The organism is Magnetospirillum sp. 15-1 (assembly GCF_900184795.1).
Taxonomy (GTDB): Bacteria; Pseudomonadota; Alphaproteobacteria; order Rhodospirillales; family Magnetospirillaceae; genus Phaeospirillum.
Window position 1 is genome coordinate 615,698 of the sequence record NZ_FXXN01000028.1, and the last position, 25,277, is coordinate 640,974.

Genomic DNA, 25,277 nt, shown 5'->3' on the forward strand with positions numbered 1-25,277 from the left:
AGGGATTCACCTTCCGTCGAGAGCCCCCCCCCCCGGTGAACGTCTCAGTCCCCCCTTCCGCCTCGCAAGTCCATACCATCGGCACCTTTCGCGGCCTGTCCTTCAAGCAGGCGGTGGCGACGCTGCTGATCGCGCTGGGCCTGGGCACCGCATCGGGAATCTGGGACCTGTCGGCCGATTACCAGCGCATGCGCCAGGAGGTGGGCAAAGGCAGCGAAGCCAATCTCGCCCTGGTGCGCGGCATGGCGGTGGAGGCCGCCTACATGCTGAGCCACGATCTGGCCAGCGAGGTGGTGGGCGGTCTGGCGCTGGACCCCATGGTGGCCGAGGTCCGGCTGACCGACAATTTCGGCGATGTTCTGGGACAGGCCAGCCATCCGCCGGGCACGACCGCTTTCCCCGGCCTGGCCCAGCGGCTGTTCGGCGACATGGCCCAGCACTCCCTGCCGCTTCAGACCCGCATCAAGGAAGCGGCCAGCGACGTGGGCAAGCTGGAACTGCGCCTCGACCCCGCCCTGCTGCTCAACCGCTACCTGGACCATGTGGCGGCCAGCGCCGCGTCGGGCGCGGCGCGGACCGTAATTCTGTGTCTGCTGGTGGTGGCGGTGTTCTACGGCCTGATCACCAAGCCGCTGCTGCGCATCGGCCAGGCCATCGCCACGGTGGACCCGGCCCGGCCCGGCGCCCTGCTGATCGATCTGCCGCCCCGCCACGAGGGTGACGAACTGGGCCTTCTGGTGCGCAACGTCAACGCCCTGCTGGCCGAATCCCAGCGCGGACTGGACGGCCGCGACACCGCCGAAGGCGCCCTGGCCGCCCTGGCCCGCGACCTGGAGCAGCGGGTCCAGGACCGCACCCACGAACTGGAGCAGCAGAAGGAAGGGGTGGAACGGGCCAACGCCGAGCTGGAAAAGGCCAACCGTTTCATTTCCGATGGCATCCGTTACGCCAGCCGCATCCAGACGGCGCTGCTGCCCGATACGGCGGCACTGGAAGGGACGGTGCACGAATTCACGGTCGGCTGGCGCCCCTTCGATATCGTCGGCGGCGATTATTACTGGACCGGCACCTTCGGCGACAAGACGGTGGTGGCGGTGATGGACTGCACCGGCCACGGCGTGCCCGGCGCCTTCATGACCGCCGTGGTGTCGTCGATCCTGGCCCGCATCCTTCATCACCACGGCCATGACGATCCGGCGGTGATCCTGGCCCTGCTCAACTTCCTGGTGAAGTCGGCGCTGCGCCAGGACCGGGCCGACGCCCCCGCCGACGACGGCCTGGACGCCGCCATCTGCGTCTTCGACCGCGAACGCGCCGTCGCCACCTTCGCCGGCGCCAACCTGCCGCTGATGATGTGGAGCGACAACCAGATAAAGGTGATCCGGGGCGACCGGCGCAGCCTGGGCTACCGCGACAGCCCGCCCGACGCCACCTTCGCCTGCCACGAGGTCCCCATCCTTCCGGGCGCCACCTTCTACCTCTACACCGACGGCCTGATCGATCACATGGGCGGCCCCAACCACCGGCTGTTCGGCCGGAGAAGGCTGCAGGAGGCCCTGAGCGGCATCGCCCACCTGCCGCTGGAGGAGCAGAAGGAAAAACTGTTCGCCACCCTGGATGCCTGGCGTGGCGATCAGCCCTGCCGCGACGACATGACCTTCATCGCGATCCGGCCGCTGGCTCCCTGACCATTCCCGAGGAATAGCGGGCGACGATGCGGTCGTACTGGCCGTCGGCCCGCAGCCGGGCCAGACCGCGGTTGAAGGCGTCGCGCAGGCCGGCATCGCGAAAGGCGACCCGGTATTCGGTCGGCGGGAACAGCGGGTGATAGCGCAGGGGCTGGGTGGTATCCACCTTGGCCTTGACCTCGGACTGGTTGGCGAACCAGTTGAAGATTTTGGAATCGGCGACCACCACGTCCACCCGGTCGAGGAACAGCAGCGTCGGCTGCGCCTGTTGCTTGGGGTCTTCCCGGTAGTTGGGATTGGCCGCCGTCACCGCCTTGAATTCGGGGCCGAGATAAAGGGCGGCGTTCTGGAAGGCCAGCACCGATTTGTCCGCCAGATCCGCCAGACCGTTGATGGCCAGATTGCGCGATTCCAGGGTGATGGCGTAGTTGCGGTAGACCACGTAGACGTCGGAATAGGTCGCATCGGGCAACCCGCCCGGCCGCTGGGTCAGCATGGCGTCGATCTGCCCGCCCTCGAACGCCTTGACCTCGCGGGCCAGCGGCAGGAATTCCGGCACCAGCCGATGGCCTTCGACGGCCAGGGCCTCCTTGGCGACGTCGTATTCCAGGCCGCGCAGCTCATCGGGAATGACGTAGGGCGAGATGGACCGGCCGATGCCCACCTTCACCTCCCTGGCCAAGGCCGGAGTGACGAGAAGCGGCAAAAACAGCCACACCAGAAAACCAGGGCGCATCACGACCTCGCATCGACAGACGCTCTCCCTGGCATGAAACGGGGTACGCAATATTCCGTCAATACCGACGTTTGATCTTCGCACCGAACTAATTGTTATAAAATTACGCCGGAAACAGTTGCGCCGCCTCCCCGTCATCATCACATTGCGGAGAACGAGGGCCGCCGATCTGGCAGAGGAAGTCTGGCATGACGTCACGGCTTTTCATTATGGTCGCCCTCGCCCTGGCCGTGCTGCGGGGCACGCCCGCGCCGGCCCAGACCGCCGAGGACGGCGGCCCCATGCAACGCAAGGCGACCGAAGCCTCGGCCGACCGCCTGCTGGACGAGTCCCTGCTCAGCAATCCGGAGAAACGGGCCCGCGCCGCCGCCAAGCTGGCCGAGCCGGAACCCGACACCAAGGACCCGGCGACCCTGGCCGAGTTCTACTTCTACCGCGGCAACGCCGCCATCGAACTCGGGCGGCAGTTGGACGCGCTGGCCGCCTTCCGCAAGGCCTCCAAGCTGGTGGCCCCCAATGGCGACCTGCGGGCCGACATCTTCTACAATTTGGCCCAGACCGAATCCAATCTCGGCCGCATCAACCCGTCCATCGCGTCCTACCGCGAAGCCATCAAGAGCACCGAGGCCGTCAATCTGGTGGTGCGCGATCTGGCCCTGATCGCCGAGGGCTACGCCAAGCTCGGCAATGCCGACGGGGCGCGCCAGACCCGCGAGGAATGCGTCGCCGCCTCGAACCGGGCGGCCAGCGGGCGGGCGGAACAGCGTAATCCGGTGGCCGCCGCCTGGCGCCGGGTCAACGAACTGCGCTGCGACATCGCCGTGTCGGTGGCAGAGGGCAAACTGGCCGAGGCCGAGCCGCTGATCCGCAAGGTGATCGCCAATTACGAGGAGGCGCCCAACACCAGGGGGACCTATATCGTCGGCAACCGCCATTTCCAGCTCTCGGAAAACCTGCGGCAGCAGGGCCGTCTGGCCGAGGCGGAGAACGAGGCCCGCATCGCGCTCAACATCTATCAGAGCACGGTGGGCGCCACGTCGCAGCGCACCGGGTCCGGGCTGGTGGCGCTGGGTCGCATCATCGCCGAGCAGGGGCGGCTGAAGGAGGGCGAGTCCCTGGCCCGCAAGGGTCTCGACGTCACCCAGGCCGCCGGGGTGGCCGGCAAGGGGGCGTCGCGCGGCGTGCTGGCCGATATCCTGGCCGCCCAGTACCGCTGGGCCGAGGCCCGCGCCGAGTTCGACCTGATGCGCGAGGGCTATGCCAACGACCCCGACGGGCTGGAAGCCTTCATCCGGCAGAATTCCAACTACGCCCTGGCCATGCTCAAGACCGGCGGCGCCGAGGAATCGCTGCGCCTGTTCACCGGCGCCTGGGAGGATTTCGCCAAACGCCTGGGCGAGGAGCATTACACCACCGCCCAGGCACGGGGCTTCATGGCCGCCTCGCTGGCGGCGCTGGGCCGCGACGCCGAGGCCCGCGGGCATTTCGCCAAGGCGGTGCCGATCCTGATCGAGGGACAGGGCGACGAGGACGAGGAAACCGGCAATCTGGCCCGCGATCAGAAGTTGCGCCTGATCCTCGAGGCCGACATGGCCCTGCTGCTCAAGACCGGCGACGCCCAGGCGGTGGCCGAAGGCTTCCGCCTCGCCGACGCGGCGCGCGGCCGCTCGGTGCAGCGTGCCCTGGCCGCCTCGGCGGTGCGGGCCGCCGCCGCCGACCCCGCCCTGGCCGAACTGGCACGGCGCAGCCAGGACGCGGAAAAGCAGATCGCCGCCATGAACGGCCTGCTGGCCAACGCCATCAGCGCGCGGGCCGAGGAATTGGACGCCGATGCCATCGCCGACCTGAAGAAGCGGATCGGTGCCCTGAAAGCCGGACGCGGCGCCGATCTCAAGGAGATCGCCGCCCGCTTCCCCGAATACGGCCGCATGGCCAATCCCCGGCCCAGCACCGTGGCCGACATCCAGGCCCATCTGCGGCCGGGTGAAGCCATGCTGGCCTTTTACAGTGCCGACGACCGGCTGTATGCCTGGGCAGTGCCGGCCGGCGGCGAGCCCCGCATGGTGGCCGCCCCCTTGGGCCGCGTGCCGCTGGAGGCGCAGATCAAGGGGCTGCGCCAGGCTCTCGACCTGTCCATCAGCGGTATCGACGAGATTCCCGAGTTCGATCTGGACAGCGCCTGGCGGCTTTACGCCGCCGCCCTCGCTCCCCTGGAGCCGGCCTGGGCCCAGGCGACCACCGTCTTCACCGTACCTCACGGGCCGCTGGGCCAGTTACCGCTGGGCCTGCTGCCCACCGCCCCGCCGCCCAAGGCGGCGAAGCCGGCGGCCGGGACCGTCGGGCCGCTGTTCGCCAAATACCGCGACGTGCCGTGGCTGGCCCGCAAGGTCGCCATCGCCCAACTGCCCTCGGCCGGGGCGCTCTCGACCCTGCGCGCCCTGCCCGACCGCAACGTGCCGCGCCGCACCTTCATCGCCTTCGGCGATCCCCTGTTCGCCAGGGATCAGATGGACACCCCCGCCGCCGCCGCGACCCAGCGTGGCGTCAAGCGCCGCGCCGCGCCGAAATCAGGGCCGGACTTCACCGCCGAACTGTCCCAGTTGCCGCGCCTGCCCGACACCGCCGAGGAGGTGTCGAGCATCGCCCGCGTGCTGAACGCCGACCCCGAGCAGGACATCTTCCTGCAGGCCCGCGCCAGCGAAGCCAAGGTGCGCAGCCTGGATCTCTCCAAATGGCGCATCGTCATGTTCGCCACCCACGGGCTGATCCCCGGCGACCTGGCCGGTCTGGACCAGCCGGCCCTGGCGCTCTCCTCGCCCGAGGTGAGCGGCGACGGTTCGGCCGGCGTGCTGACCATGGAGCGGATCATGGGGCTGAAGCTGGATGCCGACTGGGTGGTGCTGTCGGCCTGCAACACCGCCGCCGGCGAGGGGGCGGGGGCCGAGGCGGTATCCGGCCTGGGCCGCGCCTTCTTCTATGCCGGTACCCGCGCCCTGCTGGTCAGCAACTGGCCGGTGGAGACCACCTCGGCCCGCCTGCTGACCACCGACCTGTTCCGCCGCCAGGCCGCCGACCCGGCCCTGTCGCGCGCCCAGGCGCTGCGCCAGGCCATGCTCGGCCTGATCGACGGTCCCGGCCCCCTGGACGGCGCCGGCAAGGAACAGTTCTCCTATGCCCATCCCACCTTCTGGGCGCCGTTCTCCCTGGTGGGCGATGGCGGCGGGGGGCGCGGAGCGGGACAATAAGCCGGCGGAATTCATGCCGGTTGACAGGGTGTGGCCCCACCCCCAACCTTCGTCGGGGGGCAGGATGAACAGCCGCATGAACAATGCGGCCGTGCTTCCGCTCGAACTCTTTGATTATACTAAATTTATTCAACGGAAGGCTCCGCCATGGCCATCGACCGATCGCTTACCAATGTGGAGCGGACCTTTCAGTGGGACGACGTCATCGTCTCCAAGACCGATTTGACAGGAAAAATTACCTACGCTAACGACGTTTTCCTGGGGATCAGCGGCTATACCGAGGAGGAACTTCTCGGGGCGCCCCATTCGATCCTGCGGCATCCGGCCATGCCGCGTTGCGTCTTCAAATTCCTGTGGGATCGCATCGCCGCCGGCCACGAGGTCTTCGCCTATGTGCTGAACCGGGCCAAAAACGGCGATCATTACTGGGTGTTCGCCCATGTGACGCCCTGCTACGACCGGACCGGCAAGATGGTGGGCTACCACTCCAACCGCCGCGTCCCCAAGCCCGAGGCGGTGGCCACCGTCAAGCCGCTCTACGAGACCCTGCTGGGCATCGAGAACAGCGCCGCCGACCGCAAGCAGGGCGTGGAGCAATCCTTCGCCGCCCTGGTCAAGACCATCGGCGATCTCGGATTCGACAGCTATGACCGTCTGGTCATGACCATCAGCCGGTAGGAGAGAAAAGCATGTCCAATCCGTCGCTGCGTGGCCGGACCAATACCGCCGCCTTTCTGGTCGGCTCGGCGGTCGCCGTCATCGTGCTGGTCGCCCTCGCCGCCGTCTGGCGCCTGTTCGCCGCCGAGGGCGGGGCCGGTTTCGCCATCGGCGCGCTGGTGGTGCTGGGTCTGGCCGGGCTGTTCCTGCTGGCGGTGTCGCTGTCGGCCTTCCGCGAGGTGGGCGCCGTGCTCGGCCTGATCGAACGCGGCGCCGCCACCGCCCAGCAGGCCGCCCAGGGCGATCTCAACATCCGGGTGCTGCGCATCGGCCGCAAGGACGAGCTGGGCCGCATGATGAACGGCCTCAACCATGTCCTCGACCTCACCGAGGAATTCGCCAAGGACACCGGCGCCGCCATGAAGCGGGCCGGCGCCAAGGAGTACTTCCGCTACATCCCCGTCCAGGGACTGCGCGGCGACTACCGCAGCTATGCCGAGATGATCAACAAGGTGCTGGGCGACATGGAAGCCCGCGACCAGGAGACCCGGACGTTCGAGAAGAACGTGCACGAGATGGTCTCCGAGGTGTCCAACGCCACCGTGGGCATCGGCCGCACCGCCCAGACCATGGCGGCCCGCTCGGAAAGCGCCGGCGGACGCTCCATCACCGTGGGCGAGGCGGCGGAGACCACCACCCAACTGGCCTCGGCGGTGTCGGAATCCACCCGCCAGCTGGCCCTGGCCATCAACGAGATCGCCCAGCAGGTCACCCAGTCGGCCGAGGTCGCCCAGAACGCGGTATCCGATATCGGCGAGACCGTGAACCACATGAACGGTCTGGCCGAATCGGTCAGCCAGATCGGCGTGGTGGTGCAGCTGATCAACGACATCGCGGCGCAAACCAACCTGCTGGCGCTCAACGCCACCATCGAGGCGGCCAGGGCGGGCGAGGCGGGAAAAGGCTTCGCCGTGGTCGCCAACGAGGTCAAGAACCTCGCCAACCAGACGGCGCGCGCCACCGACGATATCTCGCGTCAGGTGGGAGCGGTGCAGGACGCGGCGCGGGCCGCCGCCAGCGGCGTCGAGGGCGTGGTCGCCACCATCCGCACCATCGACGGCATCGCCTCGGCCATCGCCGGCGCGGTGCAGGAGCAGGAGGCGGTGACCCGCGACATCTCCAGCCATATCGACGAAGTGGCGACCAAGGCCTCGGAGGTGTCGGAGAACGTCGCCCACCTGTCGCAATCCACCGCCCAGGCCTGCGGCGGCACGGTGCGCGTCATCTGGAGCGCCCGTTCGCTCTCCAAGGTGGTCGAGGCCCTGAACGCCGAGGTCAACCAGTACGTCAGCAAGGTGCGGTAGGGCGTCAGTCCAGCGTCTGGCGGTACTGCTTCAAGGCCAGCATGGCGCTCGCCACCACGAAGGCGATGATCGGCCACATCTCGGGCCAGATTTCCGCCACGCCGTTGCCCTTGAGCAGGATGCCGCGTACCACCCGCAGGAAGTGGGTCAGCGGAAACAGCTCGCCGATCCACTGGGCCCAGACCGGCATGCCGCGGAACGGGAACATGAATCCCGACAGCAGGATGGACGGCAGGAAGAAGAAGAAACTCATCTGCATGGCCTGCAACTGGTTCTTGGCCACCGTCGAGAAGGTGAAGCCCACCGTCAGGTTGGACGCGATGAACAGCAGCAGCGCCGCCGACAGCAGGGTCAGGCTGCCCATCAGCGGCACCCCGAACAGCCAGCGGCCCGACGCGACGATCACCACCACCTGCACATAGCCCAGCCCGATATAGGGCAGGATCTTGCCGACCATCACCTCCAGGGGACGCACCGGCATGGCCAGCAGGTTCTCCATGGTACCGCGCTCACGCTCGCGCGTCACCGCCAGGGCGGTCATCATGACCATGGTCATGGTAAGGATCACCCCCATCAGGCCGGGGACGATGTTGTACTGGCTGATGCCTTCCGGGTTGTAGCGCCGGTGCACCCTGAGATCGATGGGGTCGGGCTGGCCGCGCAGATGGGACAGCGGCCCGGTCAGTTCGGTGTCGAACACGGTGCGTATCATGGCGGCGGCGGCGGCCACGGCATTGCTGGCCGAGGCCGGATCGGTGGCGTCGGCCTCCAGCAGCACGGCCGGCCGCTCGCCCCGCACCAGGGCGGCCTCGAAGCCCACCGGAATGGTCACCACGAACTGGGCGTCGCCGGTGGCGAGCTGCCGCTCCGCCTCGGCCTCGGAACGCACCTCGCCGACCACGCGGAAATAGGACGAGTTGCGCAACCCGGCCACCAGGGCGCGGGCGAAGGGACCGGTCTCCTGCACGTTGACCAGGGTGGGCAGCGTCTTGGGATCGGAATTGATGGCGTAGCCGAACAGCACCAGTTGCAGCAGCGGGACCAGCACCATCATGGCGAAGGTCAGCCGGTCGCGGCGCATCTGGATGACCTCCTTGACCATCACCGCGTTGAGCCGCGACCACGAGAAGGCGGACGGGTTCATCGGAAATTGTCCTCCGCCTGTCCCATCAGATGGATGAACACGTCCTCCAGGCTGGGTTCGGTGCGGCTCCACACCAGATTGGGATCGTGGCGCCAGGGCGCGATGGCCGCCTCCAGCGCCGCCGCGCTGGTACCGCTCACATGCAGCGCATTGCCGAACGGCGCCGCCATGACGATACCGGGCTGCCCCTCCATGCGCGACGCCAGGAGATCGGCGCCCTGGCCCTCCACCAGCCAGGTCACCAGGCCCGATCCCCGGATCACCTCGGCCACCGTGCCGCGCACCATCAGCCGGCCATAGGCCAGATAGCTGATGTCGTGGCAACGCTCGGCCTCGTCCATGTAATGGGTGCTGACCAGCACGGTCATGCCGCCCGCCGCCAGCCGGTGGATGTGGTCCCAGAAATCGCGCCGCGCCTTGGGGTCGACACCGGCGGTGGGCTCGTCGAGCAGCAGCAGCTCGGGCTCGTGCAGCACGCAGGCGGCCAGGGCGAGGCGCTGCTTCCATCCCCCCGACAAGGTGCCGGCCAACTGGCGGCGCCGCTCGGAAAGGCCCAATCCCTCCAGTGCCTCGTCCACCCTCTGCTTCCGGCGGTCCAGGCCGTAGACGCGGGCGACGAAGTCCAGGTTCTCGGCGATGGTCAGATCCTCGTAGAACGAGAATCTCTGGGTCATGTAGCCGACCCGCCGCTTGATCTCGTCGGCCCGGGTGCGGATGTCGAGGCCAAGGCAGGTACCGCGCCCCGCATCGGGGGTCAGCAGGCCGCACAGCATGCGGATGGTGGTGGTCTTGCCCGAGCCGTTGGGCCCCAGGAAGCCGAAGATGCGGCCCCTGGGCACCAGGATGGAAAAGTCGCGGACCACGGCGCGGCCGGAAAAGCGCTTCTCCAGCCCCTCCACGTCGATGGCCGCCGCCCCGGTCACTTGGCCGGCACCGAGACGTCCACCGGCTGGCCGGGATTGAGGGCCAGGGGCGCGGCCCCGCCCCGCGCCTCGACGCGGAACACCAGCTTGTCGCGACTTTCCACGGAATAGATCACCGGCGGAGTGTATTCCGCCTGGGTGGCGATGAACGACACCCGCGCCTCGCCCGGGGTGCAGCGGTCGCAGCCATAGGCCACCCCGTCGCCCACCTTCAGCGCCCCCAGCCGGGGCTCGGGCAGGAAGAACACCAGCTTGACGTTGCCGGGCGGCAGCAGCGACACCACCGGCTGGCCGGCGGCGACGAACTCGCCGGTGCGGTAATAGACCTTCTCCACCACCGCCTCGGCGGGGGCGTTGGGGGAAAGGTCGGCGAGGCGCTTGTCGGCCTTCAGCAGTTCCAGACGCTTCTGGCCGACCAGGGCCTCCTGCGCGGCGATCTCGTCGGGCCGGGCGCCCAGCAGCGCCGTGCGATACTCGGCCTCCAGGCGCCGCACCTGGGCACGGTCGCGGTCCAGCGCCGCCCTGGCCTCGTCCAGGCGGGCGCGCGAGGCGTAATCGGCCCGCGCCAGCACGTCCTGGCGCTTCAGGGTCACCTCGGACAGGCGCAGCGCCGCCAGGGCCTCGGCCTTCTGCTCGGCGATGGATTTCAATTCGTCGGGCCGCTTGCCCTTCCTCAGGTCGGCCAGTTGGGCCTCGGCCCGCTCGAGGTCGGCCCGGGCCTGATCGCGGGCCGCCCGCTCGGTCAGCGTATCGAGCGCGAACAGCGGCGTCCCCGCCGTCACCCTGTCACCTTCCCGCACCGCGACGCTTGCCAGGGTGCCGGCGGCGGTCGGGCCGACCCGCACGTACTCGCCCTCCACATAGCCCTGCAGGCGCAGGGGCTCGGCCACGGCGAGGGTGGGCAACAGGCAGAGGAGGCAGGCGGCCAGGGGTCTCATACCGCCAGAATCGGCGGGCAATCCCGGACTGTCAATCAGGCTATGCGGCAGCCTTTCCGGCGATGGCCGCCAGGGTGCGGTCCAGCCCATTGCCCTCCGGATCGGCCAGGGCGGCGGCCCGTGCGTTGGCGATGGCGTCGAGAGCGAAGGGCAGCGGCCAGATGCCCGTGGCGGCCGGGGCGATGACGGCATCACGGATGCGCTGGAAATTGGCGGTGCCGCGCCGCCAGGTCTCGCCATAGCCCTTGATCAGCCGGGCGCACTCGGCCACTTCCAGGCCCAGGGCCGGCGACAGGCGGGACGCCTCGGCCACCGCCGCCAGCCAGTCCTCGATACCGGCCTGTTCCTGGACGAAGCGATGGGAATGCCGCCGCCAGGGCTTGAGCCCGGCCAGCAGACGCATGGAGGCATAGCCGAGAATGCCGTTGGCGTTGACCTGCCGCCCCCAGGCCGCCTTGTCGGCCCAGCCGCCGCGATGGGCGGCATTCAGGATGGGCCGGGCCAGGAAGCCGGGCAGCAGGGCGCAGACCTCTTCCAGGCCGGGCTTGAGGAAGTCCTTGACCACCACCGGCTGGCCGGGCCGGGCGGCGATTTCGGCGCGGATGCGCTCCATGCGGTCGGGCGCGGTCTTGAGGCGGGCCACGTGGATGACGTCCTCGAACGACATGCGCACCGCCAGATGCCGGGCGACGCGGGCCAGCACCGCCTCGTCCGTGGTGGCGGCGCTCAGGGACTGCAGCCGCTCCACGTAAAGGCGGGCGTAGCGGGCGTCCTGATAGGCGGCCAGACGCTTCACCCCCTCCTCGGCCAGGGCACGGGCGGCGGGCGGCAGGAAGCCCAGTTGGGCGGCGACCAGGGCGGCGCCCTCCACCTGCGGATGGGGACGCTTGTGGGAAGCGGGCGGAGCGGCGGGAACCTCGCCGCGCGCCGCCTGGAAGCCCAGACGGAAGCCGCGCAGATTGCTCTCCACCGCCTTGCCGCCGGCGACGATCTGCGCCTCGAACACCTCGGGGGCGATGGGCAGCAGGTCGCTGCCGGCGATGGCGCCCAGCAGCACGGCGTTGACGATGCAGCCCGCCGACTTGGCGGCCTGCTCCATGTCGAACAGCAGACGGCCGCGGGTACCGGCGACGATGGCCTGTCGCAGGTGATCCACGTCATAACGGCCGTCGCCCATTTCCATCTTTTCCGCCACGGCATGGACGCGATGGGTGGAAGCGATAAGGTGGGTCCGGTCGGGAGCCGACCAGCCGCGCGTCACGCTGCGCGCCGCCTCCATCAGTTCGGTGGCGACGATCAGGTCCACTTCGCCCAGCGACGGCGACAGGGCCAGGATCGGCTCGGCGCCCCCCAGCTCGGCCAGCGGCGTCGGGAAGATCTCGACGTAATAGGTGGTGGCGCCGGTGCGCTGGGCCACGCCCGGTACCGAGGTGCTCTGCACCGCCAGGCCGGACGCGTTGGCCGCCTCGACGATCCAGTCGGTGAGGACGCCGCCGCCCTCGCCGCCCATGGCGGCGACGACGAGGCAGAAGGGACGGGAAACCGGGCTCATGCCGCCCTCCTTACGGGTAGGAACAAATTGACAACATTGTCGTTGGCGGCTAGGCTGGAGGCATCACCGCCACACCTGCGCCTTGCACCGGACCGCCCCCATCGGGCGGCCTTTTTCATTGGAGATTCGCCATGCCCGACACCTACTTTCCCGCCCAGCCCCGCGATGATCACGGCCGCTGGTCCAAGACCGCGTCCGAGCACGGATATGTGGTCAAGGACTTCGACGCCAGGATGGCGGCGATCATCGCCGGCGGCAAACAGGTGGGCGAAAGCAGCGAATGCGTCGCCCTGGTCAAGCATCTCGCACCGGAAGTGGGAGCGGCCAAATTCTGGCAAGAAGGCCCGGCCATCCATGATTTCGGCGACCCACCACTGGAGCGCGGCACGCCCATCGCCACCTTCGTCGATGGCCGTTATCCCAACGCCTCGAGCGGAAACCACGCCGCCATCTTCATCCAGTACGGAACCAAGGGCATCACTCCGGGAATCTGGGTGCTGGACCAATCGAATGGCGAACCGCCCAAAAAGACCTTCAAAGGTTTTGGAGGCCGTGCCGAGCGCTACTCGGTTATCAAACATAAGTGAGTGTGGCAGCATGGCGAGGGAGACTTCGCCATGCTTCGACTTACCCTCTTCATGCTCGTGATCGCCGCGCCCGCTTTGGCCTTTCAGACCGATTGCCCGTTGGTCGATCCAGATAGTCCCGACCATAAACTCGCGGGAGCACATCCCAGTTACGGCGACGAGGATGGTGGCGACATGACCACCGAAGTTCGGCGTGGCGATATCTGGCACTCGACGGAAGTTCCACAGCCTTGGAACAATCTGAACGCGACGCTCACTTGCGCATACGTTGGACCACATGGCCGTGGTCGCGACATCGTTCTCAAGATTCCCGGCCGCATTCTCCGCTGCGACTGGCTTGGCCAAGATGTACTGAAGCCCCAACCGGTCAAGCCCGGCACCGGCGGCCCGACCGAAACCCGCTTCCTGCGCGTCTGGTGCACGTCGCGGCCTTGAGGTCATGCGCTTGCCCTCCCCTGCATCCAGCCGATGACCCGGCGGCGCAGGCCGTCCAGCCACAGGTCGAAGCGGGTGGGATTCTGGATCACCTCGGCCCGCCAGAAGGACGGGCACAGCGCGGCGGCGTGGGCCACCTCGCCGCACAGGCCGCAGCCGACGCAGGACGGGATCACCGAGGCGACGGGATCGTCGCGTAATGGATCGGGATTGGGCTTGATGGTCAGCGACGGACAGCCCGACAGACGGATGCAGGCGTGGTCGCCGGAACAGATGTCGTCATCGACGCCGTAGCGGACGCGGATCACCTTTTCCCCGGCTTTCAGCCTGGCGGCGTCCTCGGCCTTCACCCTGCGCTGGCGGGCCAGTTGGCACTCGCCGTCGGCGATAATGACGCGCAGGCCCTTGCCCGCCCCCTTGATGGCGTCCTTGAGCGTCTCGCGCATGGTGGAGACCGAGTAGGAGCGCACCTTCCTCAGCCACTTGACCCCCATGACCTTCAGCGTCGCCTCGATATCCATGGGAGTCTCGTTGCGATGCCCCTCGGCCAGCGTCGAGGGCATGAATTGCTGCCCCGTCGCCGAGGTGTAGCCGTTCTGCAAGATGACCAGCACGCCGTCGCCCTTGTTGAACAGCGAGCCGGCCACGCCGGAGATAATGCCGTTGTGCCAGAAGCCACCGTCGCCCATCACCGCCACCGGCCGCTTGCCGGTGACCGAACTGATGGCCGCCGCCGAAGCCAGGCTCATGCCGAAGCCCAGAATGGAATTGCCCATGGAAAACGGCGGCAGGGTGCCGAAGGAATGGCAGCCGATATCGGCGGCCACATGGGTCTGGCCGATGTCTTTTTGCGCCAGCTTCAAGGCGCTGAACACCGGACGCTCGGGACAGCCGGTACAGAAACCGGGCGGGCGGCCGGGCAGGTCCCGGTCCAGCAGGGCGGCCGCCGTCTTGCGGCGTGCCTCGGTGGCGGCGGCGACCTGCTTCGCCGGCTCGGAATCCAGGAACCGGGCCAGCCCGGCGGCCAGAACGTCGGCGGTGTACTCGCCGGCCTGGGGCAGGCAGTCCTTGCCGTGCAGCTTCGTCTGGATGTCGGCCTGACGCATCATCAGCGACAGGGTCTGCTCCAGATATTCCGGCGTGCCCTCCTCGACCATCAGCACCGCGCTCTTGCCGGCGCAGAACTCAGAGACCTCCTCGGGGACCAGCGGCCAGGTGACGTTGAGGCAGTAGATGGGAATCTGCGAATTCCCCAGGGCATCGGCCAGGCCCAGCTTGGCCAAGGCGCGCATCAGGGAATTGTATAGTCCGCCCTGGACGATGATCCCCACGTCCGAACGGCCGCCGGGGAACACTTCGTTGAGCTTGTGCCTGGCGATGAAGGCCCTTGCCGCCGGCAGGCGGCTTTCCACCTTGGCCACCTCGTGGGCGAAGGTGGACGGCGGATGGGACAGCCGGCCGTAATCGAAGGCGGCGGGGGCCTGCAGTGGCGCGCCGGCCTTGTTGTCCTTGGCCCGGAAGCTGCCGGTGACGTGGCAGGCCTTGATGCGCAGCTCGACCATGACGGGCGTGTTGGAGGCCTCGGACAGTTCGAAGCCCTTCTCCACCATGTGGACGATGGAGGGCAGATGGGGGCGGGGGTCCAAGAGCCACAGGGACGATTTCATGGCGAAGGCGTGGCTGCGCTCCTGGATGACGGAAGCGCCGTCGCCGTAATCCTCGCCGATGATGATCAGCGCGCCGCCGATCACTCCGGGCGAGGCCAGATTGGACAGCGCATCCGAGGCGACGTTGGTGCCGACCACCGACTTCCAGGTGACGGCGCCCCTGACCGGATAGGCCAGCGAGACGGCCAACAGGGCGGCGGCGCCGGCCTCGTTGGTGGCGGCCTCGACGTGCACGCCCAATTCGCCCAGCAGGTCCTCGGCATCGATCAGCACGTCCATCAGGTGCGACACCGGCGCTCCCTGATAGCCGCCCACATAGGTGACGCCCGATTGCAGCAACGCCTTGGTCACCGCCAGGATGCCCTCGCCGCGGAAAGTCTCGCCTTCGCCTAAGCGTAACAACCCGATTTCATGCTGGAACGACCGTTCGGCCATGCCGCCCTCCTGAAGTCATTCCCATTACATGTAGGGACGATACATCAAAGAATCACCGCCCCTCGAAGCGCGGCGCCCGTTTTTCCATGAAGGCCCGAACCCCTTCCTGATAATCGTGGGTGCGCCCGGCCTCGGCCTGCAGGTCGCGCTCCAGGTCCAGTTGGGCATCCAGGGTGTTGGCGCCCGACCGGCCCAGGGCCTTCTTCATCAGCGCGAGGCCCCGGGTGGGCTGCGCCGCCAGTTGCGCCGCCATGGCCAGCACCTGGGGCAGCAATTGCTCGTCGTCGACGCATTGCCAGATCATGCCCCACTGGGCGGCCTGCTCGGCGCTCAACCGGTCGCCCAGCATCATCAGGGCGGTGGCCCGCGCCGCGCCCACCAGACGCGGCAGCGTCCAGGTTCCCCCGGAATCGGGTACCAGCCCCACCTTGCAGAAGCTCTGGACGAAGGCGGCGGACCGGGCCGCCACCACGATGTCGCAGGCCAGGGCCAGATTGGCGCCCGCTCCGGCGGCGATGCCGTTGACGGCGGCGATCACCGGCATGGGCAGGGCCTTGAGCGCCCGGATCAGCGGGTTGTAGCGGGCGTCCAGCGATTCCCCCAGCTCGGGCGGCGGATCGCCGGGCCGCGACACCCGGTCGGACAGGTCCTGACCGGCGCAAAAGCCCCGCCCCGCCCCGGTGATCACCAGACAGCGGGTACCGTCCTCGGCGGCATGGGCCACGGCGGAACGGAGCGCCCCGTGCATGGCCACGTTGAAGGCGTTGATGCGCTCGGGCCGGTTCAGGGTGATGGTGGTGACGTCGCCCGTACGGGCGACCAGGATGGTTTCGGTCATGGCGCGATCAACTCCGACGGGCTTGCCCTGAGGCAAGGCCGAGGGCCGCCGAAGGCGGACCCCCGGCGACTGAGGGACATATCAGTACGTCTCCACGTGATACCGCCCCGCCTCGCGCATGGCCGGACGCAATGCCGCCCAGTCCAGGCCGTGCAGGCGGCAGATGTCGGCGAAGGCCTCGTCGCAGCCCTGCTCCATGCCTTTCAGGCCGCAGATGAAGATATGGGTCTTGGGGTGCGCCAGCAGGACGGCCAGGTCGTCGCTGCGCTCGCGGACCTTGTCCTGAACGTATTGCTTGGGCTGGTTGGGCACGCGGGAAAAGGCCAGATTCACGTCGATCAGGCCCTTCGGCAGCTTCATCAGCGGCCCGAAATAGGGCAGCTCCTCCGGCGTCCGGGCACCGAAGAACAGCATCAGCCTGCCCGGCGCCTCTCCATCGGCGGCGACGGGGGCGTTCCTGCGGCGGCGTTCGGTAAAGGCGCGGAACGGCGCCGCCCCGGTGCCGGTGCAGATCATGATGATGTTGGCGTCCGGATCGTCGGGCATCAGGAAGGCCTGGCCGAAGGGACCGGCCACCTGCACCTCGTCGCCCTTCTTCAGGTCGCAGACGTAGTTGGAGCCGATGCCGCCCGGCACCCTCTTTACCGTCAGGGCCAGATTGTTGAAGCCGGTGCGCTCGCCCTCGCGCGGGCTGGCGATGGAATAGAGGCGGATGTTGTAGGCGCGGCCCTTGGCGTCGACGCCCGGCGGCACGATGCCGATGCTTTGGCCCTCCAGGAAGGGAAAGGCATTGTGCTGGAAGTCGAGCACCACGTGGTGGATGTCGGATTCCGTCCCCTCACCGGTGATGCGCATGTTGCCGGCCACTCGGGCGGTCACCGGCTTTTCGCGGGAATAGAGGTTGAAATAGGGCTTGGGCGCGCTGGCGGGCGGCGGCACCGATGGCCCGGTGGTCGCCGTGGCGGCGGCCAGCAGGTCGCTGACCTCTTCCGGCGGCAGGGCGGCGGGCTCGGACGGACCGGGGCCGGTCTGGCCGACCGGCAGATCCTCCCAGCCGAACTGGTCCTCGATGCTCCAGGGGCTTTCCACCAGCAGCCAGTGGTCGATGGCCCCGGTGGGGCACGGCGAGACGCAGGCACGGCAGCCGGTGCACTTGTCGTACATCACCACGTAATTGTTGCGGTCATGGGTGATGGCGTCGACCGGGCAGGTTTCCTCGCAGGTGTTGCAGCGGATGCAGACCACCGGGTCGATGAGATGCTGGCGCTTCAGTTCCATGGCCCGGACCCCTTTTTTTGTCGTCATGGCCGGGTCTGGCCCGGCCATGACGGAAGTAAGATTTAAGCGAACCGCACGTAGTCGAAGTCAACCGCCTGATTGTTGATGCCGCGAGCCGGCGGAGCGATCCAGTTGGCGAACTTGCCGGGCTGGGTCACCGCGCCGCCCATCAGCGACAGCACATAGGCGAGGTCGGATTCCGACGGCAGCCACTCGTCCCTGCGACGGGCGAACTCTTCCGTCGAGATGACCTTGCCGCTGGGATCGACCGCGATGTCGGAGAAGTGGCCGATGGCGCGGTTGAAGGCCAGATGGGGCAGGGTCAGCTTGAAGTCGATGCCGTACTTGGCGATGATCTTGTTCCAGCGTTCGACGCCCTTGGCGACGTCCTCGGCCCAATCAAGACGCAGACGCTCGTTCAGCGCGTTCAGCGCGGGAACCTCGATGGCCTGGAAGCCGCCATTGACGGGATGCAGCACCGAGTAGGTGGTGTGCTCCAGCTGGTGGTCGTCGCCGATCTTGGTCTCCTCGAAGCGGCCCTTGAGGCCCATGTTGTACGAGGTGGCCGCGTTGGTGGACACCTCGGCGCCGTAAAGGTCCGAGGTCACCGAGTAGTGGAAGTTGAGATAGCGCTGGATGGTCGGCAGGTCGATGACCCCGAACTTCCTGACGTCGTCGGTACGGTTCTCCTTCATCACCTGACAGGCGCGCTCGATGATGCGGCCGACGCCGGATTCACCCACGAACATGTGGTGGGCTTCCTCGGTCAGCATGAAGCGGCAGGACCGGGAAAGCGGATCAAAGCCGGATTCGGCCAGGGCGCACAGCTGGTACTTGCCGTCGCGGTCGGTGATGAAGGTGAACATGAAGAAGGCCAGCCAGTCGGCGGTCTTCTCGTTGAAGGCCCCCAGGATGCGCGGCTTGTCGGCATCACCCGAGCGGCGGCTGAGCATCTCCTCCGCCTCTTCGCGGCCGTCCTTGCCGAAATGGGCGTGCAGCAGATAGACCATGGCCCACAGGTGGCGGCCTTCCTCGACATTGACCTGGAACAGGTTGCGCAGGTCGTAGAGCGAGGGGCAGCACTTGCCCAGCAGACGCTGCTGCTCGACCGAGGCCGGCTCGGTGTCGCCCTGCACGGTGATCAGGCGGCGCAGCATGGAGCGGTACTCGCCGGGCACTTCCTGCCAGGCATCCTCGCCCTTGTGGGCGCCGAAATTGACCTTGCGGTCCTTTTCCGGCGGCGCCAGGAAGATGCCCCAGCGGTAATCCTCCATCTTGACGTGGCCGAACTGGGCCCAGCCGTCGGGCTCGGCGGAAATGGCGGTGCGCAGGTAGACCTCGGAGGTGTTGGTGCCCTCGGGGCCCATCTCCTTCCACCAGTCGATATAGTGGGGCTGCCAGGATTCCAGGGCGCGCTGCAGCTTCCGGTCCTCGGACAGGTTGACGTTGTTGGGGATCTTTTCGGCGTAATTGATCGAGGACATGACGGTTACACCCTTTCCTGATTGTAGCTGGCGCGCTTGCCGGTTCCGTAGAGCTTGAGGGCACCCTGGTCGCCGACGGCGTTGGGGCGCTGGAAGATCCAGTTCTGCCAGGCGGTGAGGCGGCCGAAGATCTTGGTTTCCATGGTCTCGGGACCGGCGAAGCGCAGATTGGCCTCCATGCCGGTGAGAGAGTCGGGGGAGAAGGCGGCCCGTTCCTCGATCATCAGGCGGATTTCATCCTCCCAATCGATGTCGTCGGGGGTGCCGGTGACCAGACCGAGCCGGGCGGCGGCGGCGGCGTCCAGCTCCTGGCCGATGGTGTCACGGGCCTTGCCGACGCTGTCGGGCTCGCCCAAAAAGCGGGTGGCGAGGCGCGAGATGCCGTTGCCCATGGGCAGGCCGTCGAAGTTGAGCGCCGACAGACGGATGGTGGCGGCCGGCGCCGGATTGTCCTCGAAGGTGCCGTCCAGCATGAACGAGCGGTCCACCGCGAACAGGATTTCCGCCACGAAGCCGGCGAAGCACGAGCCGGGCTCCACCAGGGCGAACAGGGTGCGGCTGGTGACGTCGAGACGCTTACACGTGCGCTTCCAGTAGAGCAGGATTTCCCGCACCAGCCAGTCGGAGGCGCCGAATTTCTGCAACGCGGCGTCGTAGCCCATCACCAGACCGGCATCGCCTTCGGTGCGGAACACCCAGGTGGCGACGGTGGTCTCGTTGGCGCGCAGGTGCAGGATGGCGTCATCCAGCTCGCGGGCCAGGGCCAGGGGATAGAAATCGACGCCCTGGGCCTTGATGGCGGCCAGATCGGCGGGACAGGCGGCCTTGGGCCCCTTGATCGTGATGTTGGCGGCCCGCGTGGCACGGTCGAAGCTGATGTCGATGTGGGGATAGGTGACGCTGTCGGTGCCGATGACACGCGACACCTGGGCCAGCACCACGCCCTTTTCCGCGGTCGGGCGGTCGGATTTGGCCGCCAGTTCGGCGGCCTTCTTGGCCACCGCCGCCTTGAAGGCCGAGGAGGGGATCACCTCGTCCACCAGGCGCCACTCGACGGCGCGCTTGCCCTTCACGCCTTCCTCGATGGAGCAGAAGATATCGGCCAGGTCGCGGCGCACCTTGCGCTTGTCCACCACGCGGGTCAGGCCGCCGGTGCCGGGCAGCACGGCCAGCAGCGGCACCTCCGGCAGGGACACCGCCGTGTTGCCGTCGTCGACCATCATGATGTAGTCGGTGGCCAGCGCCAGTTCATAGCCGCCGCCGGCGGCCGTGCCGGTCACCGCGCACATATAGGTCTGGCGCGAGTTCTCGCTGGCGTCCTCGATGGAGTTGCGGGTCTCGTTGGTGAACTTGCAGAAGTTCACCTTGTGACCGTGGCTGGACACACCCAGCATCTTGATGTTGGCGCCGGCGCAGAAGATCTTGGGATTATTCGAGGCCATCACCACGGTGCGCACTTCCGGATGCTCGAAGCGCAGGCGCTGCACGGCGTCGTACAGCTCGATGTCCACGCCCAGATCATAGGAATTCATCTTCAGCTCGTAGCCAGGCGCCAGGGTGGACGCCGGGTCCACATCCATGGTCAGCGTCGCTATCGCGCCGTCGAACGCCAGCTTCCAGTGCCGGTAATTCGCGGGGGAGGTTTGAAAGTTGATCATGGGCTTGCCGCCTCGGTTGGAATGACTGAATGCACTATAGTGCAGGTTTGGAATCGTTCGCAAGAGCAATTTGGTATTAAAGTACCGATTTGCCGATTGCCTTGCATTATCCTGCATGTGGGGAGGGGAGAGGGAGGGTTCCAGGGTGATGCCCCCGGCCGAATGACACACATGAACGCGGAGGGCCGCTGGCGCAGGCCCACGGAGCGGCCCTCCGCGTGCATCCGTGTCCTTAAGACCTATAGTCAGAGCGCGACCACCGCCGCTCCTTCAGTCATGGCGTCGAGCATGGTCCGGCTGCCCTGAACGGCCGAGCGCTGCATGTAAAAGCGCAGACCGCGCAGGCCGCCCAGTTCCTCGCCGCCGCCGGCCCGGCCGGGGCCGCCGTGGACGCAATGGGGCATGACCACGCCGTGGCCGGAATGGCTGGCCGCCACCGAGCCGTCCACCACCAGGACGCGGCCATGGCTGGTGGCGATGGCGGGAACGAAGCCGGCCAGGAAGGCGGCATCGCCCGAGAACACCGAGGCCGCCAGCGAGCCGCCGCCCCGGTGGGCCAGTTCCACCGCCTGTTCCACGCCGTCATAGGGCATCAGGGTGGCGACGGGGCCGAACACCTCGATGTCATGCACCGCCTTGGCCGCCAGGGGGTCGTTGCACAGCAGCAACGTCGGCGGCACGAAACAACCACCATCGTCGTTACCGCCGCCGGCCACCACCTGGGCCTCGGCCTTCAGCCGGTCCAGACCCGCCCAGGCGGTCTGGGCCTGGGAACGGCTGACCAGCGGCCCCATGCGCACGCCCTCGGTGCGGGGATCGCCCATCACCGCCTTGGCCAGCGCGGCTTTCAACGCCTCAACCACGGCGCCGACCCGATCGCGGGGCACCAGGACCCGGCGGATGGCGGTGCATTTCTGCCCGGCCTTGACGGTCATCTCGCGCGACACTTCCTTGACGAAGGCGGCGAACTCGGGCGAATCCGGCGCCGCATCCGGTCCCAGGGCGCAGAGATTGAGGGAATCCGCCTCCACCGCGAAGCGGATGTTGGAGCGGGCGACATTGGGGTGCGAGCGCAGTTGCAAGGCGGTGTCGGCCGAGCCGGTGAAGGCCACCACGTCGCCGGGCTTCAAATGATCCATCAGGTCGCGCCCGCCGCCGCACAGCAGCGAGATGGCGCCTTCGGGCAGCACACCCGCCGCCACGACATCCTTGACCATCTCATAGGCCAGCCACGAGGTGGCGGTGGCCGGCTTGGCAAGGAACGGCACGCCGGCCAAGAGGCTCACCGCCGCCTTCTCCCACAGCCCCCAGGAGGGGAAGTTGAAGGCATTGATGTGCACGGCGACGCCGTGAACGGTGGTCCAGATATGGCGGCCGCGGAAGGCTTCGTCCTTGGTCAACTGGTCGTCGGAGGCTTCGGCCAGCAGGCGGGATTCGCCCAGCTTGCGCCCGATGGAGGCATAGTATTTCAGCGTGCCGATACCGCCATCCACGTCGAGGCCGGCATCGACCGCCGTATTGCCGGAATTGGCAAGAGCGACGGCGTTGTAGCGCTCGCGGTTCTCGGCCAGCACCCCGGCCACCGCATTGATCAGCCCGGCCCGTTGGGCGAAGGTCAGGGCACGCAGTGCCGGTCCACCCTTGTCCCGGGCAAAGGTCAGGGCGGCGGCCATGTCGAGACCGTCACCCGATGCCGTAGCGATCACCTCGCCGCTCACCGGGTCCTTCAGCTGCGCACCGGCTCCGGCGCCGTCCTGCCAGCGGCCGGCCAGATAGCTCTGCAAACGGATCATGGGATCATCCTATGGATTTGACGAAGCGCGTGATGGCGGCGAGCGTCGCCACGGGCTGGTCCTTGTGGGGGGAATGGCGGCAGCCGTCGAGCAGCACCACTTCGGCGCCCGCCCCGGCCTTGGCCTTGATGGAATCGTACTGGGCATGGCTGCCGTATTCGTCGTCGCGGCCCTGGATCACCATCACCGGCACCCGGATGCCGGGGAGGAATTCCTCCAGGTTCCAGGCCATGAAATCGGGGTCGAGCCAGGCGCCGTTCCAGCCCCGGAAGGCACAGTCCACATTGTCGTGGTGCAGCTTCAGCAGGCGGCTCCGCAGGTCGCCGCTCTCATAGGCCACCTTGGCCTGACGGATGGAGGCGACGCAGATGTCCTCGTTCATCACGTGGGGCGCGAGGCAGACCACGCCCCTGACATCGGGCGCCGGGGTGCCGCCGGCATGGATCAGGGCGATGGACGCACCGTCGGAATGGCCGATCAGCACCACCGGCCCCAGCTCGAGATGGGCCAGCAGGCGGGGCAGCACCTCCAGCCCCTCGTGGTGCATGTAAGTCAGCGGCCGGGGCACCGGCACCGGCGTCGAACGGCCATAGCCGGCGCGGGAATAGATGAACACGCCGCAGCCGGTGGCCTCGGCCACCTTGTCGGGAAAGTCCCGCCAGATGCCGACACAGCCCAGGCCCTCGTGCAGGAAGACCAGGGTCGGCATTCCCTGCGCATGGGGATGGACCCAGCGGTATTCCAGTTTCTGGTCGCCCAGATCGATCATGCCGTGCTGATGCTCGCGCCACATGACCCCACCCTCACTTGGGCCGCGAGAAATCGATCTGCCCGTCGGGCAGCAGATAGAGCACCAGGGCGGCGCCCTCGGTCAGGGTGGGACGGTGGACGCTGTCGGGGCCGTAGACCAGCCAGCCGCGCGGCGCCCCGTCGAACTTGGCGGCGGGGTCGATGGACATGATCATGTCGATCTCGCCCAGGGGGTGGCGATGGCGCGGCCCCGCCACGTCCTTCATGTGGACCACGTCGATGGAGAAGCCGGACAACTGGTCGTCGGCCTCGGCGACCCGGCCGTAGCGGATGCCGCCGTGCTCGTTCTCGCACATCCAGCCTTCGTCGACCGCCTTGTGGCAGGCCGCCTCGATGGCCTTGAACACCTCGCCGTCGGCGGGAAAACGGGCGCTCAACACGCCCGCCAGGGACGCATCCACCGGCAGCCCGGCGATGGAAGAGGTTACCTGCGCCACCAGCGCCTTGAATGCGGTCTTGGACACGGTCTGTCGCTCCCACGGAGATGAACGACCGGAACTATATCACCGCATTTATCGCCTTAGAAGCATTATAATGCATATCATCCTTCTGCCTGCCATCCCGGGGCGAAGCCCACGGCTGTTCGGCTTAATCCGATGCGGTTGAAACAGACACGAAGGACACGGATGCGGCGCTTCGCACCGCTCGCGGATGGACACGGATATGCACCACTGCCCGCCCATCATCCTGGTCAGCCGGGGGCGACGGTGTTGGATTCATATTATCCGTGGCCGCGAAGCGGCATCCGCGTCCATGTGTGGACGGCCCCTGCGTTGCAAGGAAAATTAGGCGCAGTGTCCGCCGGTCTGGGGCAGTCATGTGTCCGGCCTGTTTGCGCGGCACACCTTGCCGCTGGCCATGATGTGATCCGCGAACCGCTCCCAAATCATCCGTACGGCCTCGACCGGCCGGGACACGAACAGGGTTTTTCGGCTCGTGGGTCTGACCGGTCGCCATCACGCTTTCATCGCCCTCGCAATCGAAGTGCCGTGGTTGGACTTTGGTTCAGGCGGCCAATCCGGCCTGCCTGTGATATGTGCCGCCATGGGCGAGAATAGCCCAGGCGATCCGGGCCAGCTTGTTGGCGATGGCGACGGTAGCCTTGCGTGCCGGCATGCGTTCCAGCAGCGCCTTGATCCACGGGCTTTCGGTTCGGTGGCGCAACATGCCGGTGGCACAGACGACGAGCAAGGAGCGGAGATAGCGGTCGCCGGCCTTGGTGATGGGGCCAAGGGCGGTCTTGCCTCCGGTCGAGTGCTGCGACGGCACCAGGCCGAGCCAGGCGGCGAAGTCGCGGCCGGTCTTGAAGCGATGAGGGTCGCCCATGGTGGCGGCGATGGCGCTGGCGGTGACCGGACCGATGGACGGGATGCTCGTCAGACGTCGACAGGCCTCGTCGGCGCGCTGAGCCGCCAGGACTTCGTGCTCGAGCGCATCGATCTTGGCCTCGGCATCGCGCAACTGTGCCGCCAGCATGCCCAGCGCCTCGCGCGCCAATTGCGGCAAAGCCAGATCGCCGGCATCCACGGCAAGAGCGATCAGGCCGTCGAGCGCTTTGTCGCCGCACGGCGCGACGATGCCGAACTCGGCCAGATGCGCCCGCACCGCATTGGCGAGCATGGTGCGCTGGCCCACCAGCATCTTGCGGGCACGATGAAGCATCAGCACCGCCTGCTGCTCGGGCGTCTTGACCGGCACCCGGGGGACAGAGCGCCGCGCCATCGCTTCGCAAATGGCAGCGGCGTCATTGGCGTCGTTCTTGCGGCCGCGCTTGACGTACGGCTTCACATAGGCCGGCGGGACCAGTACCACCTCGTGGCCCAGCGCCCCGATCTCCCGCGCCCAGTAATGGGCCGAGGCGCACGCCTCCATCCCCACCAGGCACGGCGACAGCTTGGTGAAAAAGCCGAGAACCTGGCCGCGCTTCAACTGACGGCACAAAATCGCTTCTTCATCCGCATTCACCCCGTGTAGCGCAAACGCGCCCTTCGACAGGTCGATCGCAATCCTGATAATCTCGCTCATGGGCGGCCCCCTCTTTGTGG

Annotated in this window: 20 protein-coding genes; 6 read left to right on the forward strand and 14 right to left on the reverse strand. The window is 67.6% G+C overall.

The features are described from left to right. Positions 1 to 35: 35 nt before the first annotated feature. Complete coding sequence (locus CP958_RS24185) at positions 36 to 1,688, forward strand: SpoIIE family protein phosphatase (protein ID WP_242443127.1); 1,653 nt, start codon at positions 36 to 38, stop codon at positions 1,686 to 1,688. Here CP958_RS24185 and CP958_RS24190 read toward each other — a convergent pair. After that, entirely contained in the window at positions 1,660 to 2,424 is a 765-nt protein-coding gene (locus CP958_RS24190) for a transporter substrate-binding domain-containing protein (RefSeq protein ID WP_170959097.1), read from the reverse strand. The genes CP958_RS24185 and CP958_RS24190 overlap by 29 nt on opposite strands. A gap of 188 nt (positions 2,425 to 2,612) precedes the next feature. Between CP958_RS24190 and CP958_RS24195 the strand changes: the two genes are divergently transcribed. From CP958_RS24195 to CP958_RS27425, 3 genes are all read left to right on the forward strand, one after another. Then, a complete protein-coding gene (locus CP958_RS24195) occupies positions 2,613 to 5,669 on the forward strand; it encodes a CHAT domain-containing protein (RefSeq protein ID WP_141400627.1) in 3,057 nt (1,018 codons plus the stop codon). Between the two features lie 147 nt (positions 5,670 to 5,816). Next, a complete protein-coding gene (locus CP958_RS24200; RefSeq protein WP_096704726.1) occupies positions 5,817 to 6,347 on the forward strand; it encodes a PAS domain-containing protein in 531 nt (176 codons plus the stop codon). A gap of 11 nt (positions 6,348 to 6,358) precedes the next feature. After that, on the forward strand, positions 6,359 to 7,690 hold the full coding sequence (locus CP958_RS27425; protein WP_096704727.1) for a methyl-accepting chemotaxis protein: 1,332 nt from the start codon (positions 6,359 to 6,361) through the stop codon (positions 7,688 to 7,690). Positions 7,691 to 7,694: 4 nt separating this feature from the next. On the opposite strand, the gene CP958_RS24210 is transcribed toward CP958_RS27425, so the two are convergent. The 4 genes from CP958_RS24210 to CP958_RS24225 are packed head-to-tail and all read right to left on the reverse strand — an operon-like array spanning position 7,695 to position 12,247. Next, the gene (locus CP958_RS24210; RefSeq protein WP_096704728.1) at positions 7,695 to 8,834 is read right to left on the reverse strand and encodes an ABC transporter permease; all 1,140 of its coding nucleotides are present in this window, start codon (positions 8,832 to 8,834) and stop codon (positions 7,695 to 7,697) included. Then, positions 8,831 to 9,757 carry an ABC transporter ATP-binding protein gene (locus CP958_RS24215; protein WP_096704729.1) on the reverse strand — a complete coding sequence of 309 codons (927 nt, stop codon included), beginning with the start codon at positions 9,755 to 9,757 and terminating at the stop codon, positions 8,831 to 8,833. Before CP958_RS24215 ends, CP958_RS24210 begins: the two co-directional genes overlap by 4 nt. Beyond that, positions 9,754 to 10,695: an HlyD family efflux transporter periplasmic adaptor subunit gene (locus CP958_RS24220; RefSeq protein ID WP_096704730.1), complete on the reverse strand. Its 942-nt coding sequence runs from the start codon at positions 10,693 to 10,695 to the stop codon at positions 9,754 to 9,756. The genes CP958_RS24215 and CP958_RS24220 overlap by 4 nt, the downstream gene beginning before the upstream one ends. Before the next feature lie 40 nt (positions 10,696 to 10,735). Then, a complete protein-coding gene (locus CP958_RS24225; protein ID WP_096704731.1) occupies positions 10,736 to 12,247 on the reverse strand; it encodes an indolepyruvate oxidoreductase subunit beta family protein in 1,512 nt (503 codons plus the stop codon). A 131-nt stretch (positions 12,248 to 12,378) separates the two neighbouring features. Between CP958_RS24225 and CP958_RS24230 the strand changes: the two genes are divergently transcribed. Continuing rightward, on the forward strand, positions 12,379 to 12,834 hold the full coding sequence (locus tag CP958_RS24230) for a BPSL0067 family protein (RefSeq protein WP_096704732.1): 456 nt from the start codon (positions 12,379 to 12,381) through the stop codon (positions 12,832 to 12,834). 30 nt (positions 12,835 to 12,864) lie between these two features. Continuing rightward, entirely contained in the window at positions 12,865 to 13,269 is a 405-nt protein-coding gene (locus tag CP958_RS24235) for a hypothetical protein (RefSeq protein WP_096705039.1), read from the forward strand. Between the two features lie 2 nt (positions 13,270 to 13,271). Here the strand turns inward: CP958_RS24235 and CP958_RS24240 are convergent, their stop codons facing one another. The 9 genes from CP958_RS24240 to CP958_RS24280 form a co-directional block, all read right to left on the reverse strand. Then, positions 13,272 to 15,371, reverse strand: a complete 2,100-nt coding sequence (locus tag CP958_RS24240) for an indolepyruvate ferredoxin oxidoreductase subunit alpha (protein ID WP_096704733.1) — start codon at positions 15,369 to 15,371, stop codon at positions 13,272 to 13,274. Positions 15,372 to 15,423: 52 nt separating this feature from the next. Next, the gene (paaG, locus tag CP958_RS24245) at positions 15,424 to 16,209 is read right to left on the reverse strand and encodes a 2-(1,2-epoxy-1,2-dihydrophenyl)acetyl-CoA isomerase PaaG (RefSeq protein WP_096704734.1); all 786 of its coding nucleotides are present in this window, start codon (positions 16,207 to 16,209) and stop codon (positions 15,424 to 15,426) included. An 81-nt stretch (positions 16,210 to 16,290) separates the two neighbouring features. Continuing rightward, positions 16,291 to 17,487, reverse strand: coding sequence for a benzoyl-CoA 2,3-epoxidase subunit BoxA (boxA, locus tag CP958_RS24250; protein WP_096704735.1), 1,197 nt, complete (start codon positions 17,485 to 17,487; stop codon positions 16,291 to 16,293). 62 nt (positions 17,488 to 17,549) lie between these two features. Then, positions 17,550 to 18,971, reverse strand: coding sequence for a benzoyl-CoA 2,3-epoxidase subunit BoxB (gene boxB / locus CP958_RS24255; protein ID WP_096704736.1), 1,422 nt, complete (start codon positions 18,969 to 18,971; stop codon positions 17,550 to 17,552). A gap of 5 nt (positions 18,972 to 18,976) precedes the next feature. Then, on the reverse strand, positions 18,977 to 20,629 hold the full coding sequence (gene boxC, locus CP958_RS24260; protein WP_096704737.1) for a 2,3-epoxybenzoyl-CoA dihydrolase: 1,653 nt from the start codon (positions 20,627 to 20,629) through the stop codon (positions 18,977 to 18,979). 245 nt (positions 20,630 to 20,874) lie between these two features. Next, positions 20,875 to 22,422, reverse strand: a complete 1,548-nt coding sequence (locus CP958_RS24265) for a 3,4-dehydroadipyl-CoA semialdehyde dehydrogenase (RefSeq protein WP_096704738.1) — start codon at positions 22,420 to 22,422, stop codon at positions 20,875 to 20,877. A 4-nt stretch (positions 22,423 to 22,426) separates the two neighbouring features. After that, positions 22,427 to 23,215 carry an alpha/beta hydrolase gene (locus CP958_RS24270; RefSeq protein ID WP_096704739.1) on the reverse strand — a complete coding sequence of 263 codons (789 nt, stop codon included), beginning with the start codon at positions 23,213 to 23,215 and terminating at the stop codon, positions 22,427 to 22,429. 10 nt (positions 23,216 to 23,225) lie between these two features. Then, entirely contained in the window at positions 23,226 to 23,696 is a 471-nt protein-coding gene (locus CP958_RS24275; protein WP_096704740.1) for a DUF4863 family protein, read from the reverse strand. A 541-nt stretch (positions 23,697 to 24,237) separates the two neighbouring features. Beyond that, on the reverse strand, positions 24,238 to 25,257 hold the full coding sequence (locus tag CP958_RS24280) for an IS110 family transposase (RefSeq protein ID WP_096702752.1): 1,020 nt from the start codon (positions 25,255 to 25,257) through the stop codon (positions 24,238 to 24,240). Positions 25,258 to 25,277: the final 20 nt, after the last annotated feature.

What these genes read in the sequence shown, in the direction of transcription:
- CP958_RS24280 (WP_096702752.1), bottom strand. Translation starts at nt 25,257, where the DNA reads ATGAGCGAGATTATCAGGATTGCGATCGACCTGTCGAAGGGCGCGTTT.
- CP958_RS24225 (WP_096704731.1), bottom strand. Translation starts at nt 12,247, where the DNA reads ATGAGCCCGGTTTCCCGTCCCTTCTGCCTCGTCGTCGCCGCCATGGGC.
- CP958_RS27425 (WP_096704727.1), top strand. Translation starts at nt 6,359, where the DNA reads ATGTCCAATCCGTCGCTGCGTGGCCGGACCAATACCGCCGCCTTTCTG.
- boxA (WP_096704735.1), bottom strand. Translation starts at nt 17,487, where the DNA reads ATGGAACTGAAGCGCCAGCATCTCATCGACCCGGTGGTCTGCATCCGC.
- CP958_RS24270 (WP_096704739.1), bottom strand. Translation starts at nt 23,215, where the DNA reads ATGTGGCGCGAGCATCAGCACGGCATGATCGATCTGGGCGACCAGAAA.
- boxC (WP_096704737.1), bottom strand. Translation starts at nt 20,629, where the DNA reads ATGATCAACTTTCAAACCTCCCCCGCGAATTACCGGCACTGGAAGCTG.
- CP958_RS24210 (WP_096704728.1), bottom strand. Translation starts at nt 8,834, where the DNA reads ATGAACCCGTCCGCCTTCTCGTGGTCGCGGCTCAACGCGGTGATGGTC.
- CP958_RS24200 (WP_096704726.1), top strand. Translation starts at nt 5,817, where the DNA reads ATGGCCATCGACCGATCGCTTACCAATGTGGAGCGGACCTTTCAGTGG.
- CP958_RS24230 (WP_096704732.1), top strand. Translation starts at nt 12,379, where the DNA reads ATGCCCGACACCTACTTTCCCGCCCAGCCCCGCGATGATCACGGCCGC.
- boxB (WP_096704736.1), bottom strand. Translation starts at nt 18,971, where the DNA reads ATGTCCTCGATCAATTACGCCGAAAAGATCCCCAACAACGTCAACCTG.
- CP958_RS24190 (WP_170959097.1), bottom strand. Translation starts at nt 2,424, where the DNA reads ATGCGCCCTGGTTTTCTGGTGTGGCTGTTTTTGCCGCTTCTCGTCACT.
- CP958_RS24235 (WP_096705039.1), top strand. Translation starts at nt 12,865, where the DNA reads ATGCTTCGACTTACCCTCTTCATGCTCGTGATCGCCGCGCCCGCTTTG.
- CP958_RS24240 (WP_096704733.1), bottom strand. Translation starts at nt 15,371, where the DNA reads ATGGCCGAACGGTCGTTCCAGCATGAAATCGGGTTGTTACGCTTAGGC.
- CP958_RS24195 (WP_141400627.1), top strand. Translation starts at nt 2,613, where the DNA reads ATGACGTCACGGCTTTTCATTATGGTCGCCCTCGCCCTGGCCGTGCTG.
- CP958_RS24265 (WP_096704738.1), bottom strand. Translation starts at nt 22,422, where the DNA reads ATGATCCGTTTGCAGAGCTATCTGGCCGGCCGCTGGCAGGACGGCGCC.
- paaG (WP_096704734.1), bottom strand. Translation starts at nt 16,209, where the DNA reads ATGACCGAAACCATCCTGGTCGCCCGTACGGGCGACGTCACCACCATC.
- CP958_RS24220 (WP_096704730.1), bottom strand. Translation starts at nt 10,695, where the DNA reads ATGAGACCCCTGGCCGCCTGCCTCCTCTGCCTGTTGCCCACCCTCGCC.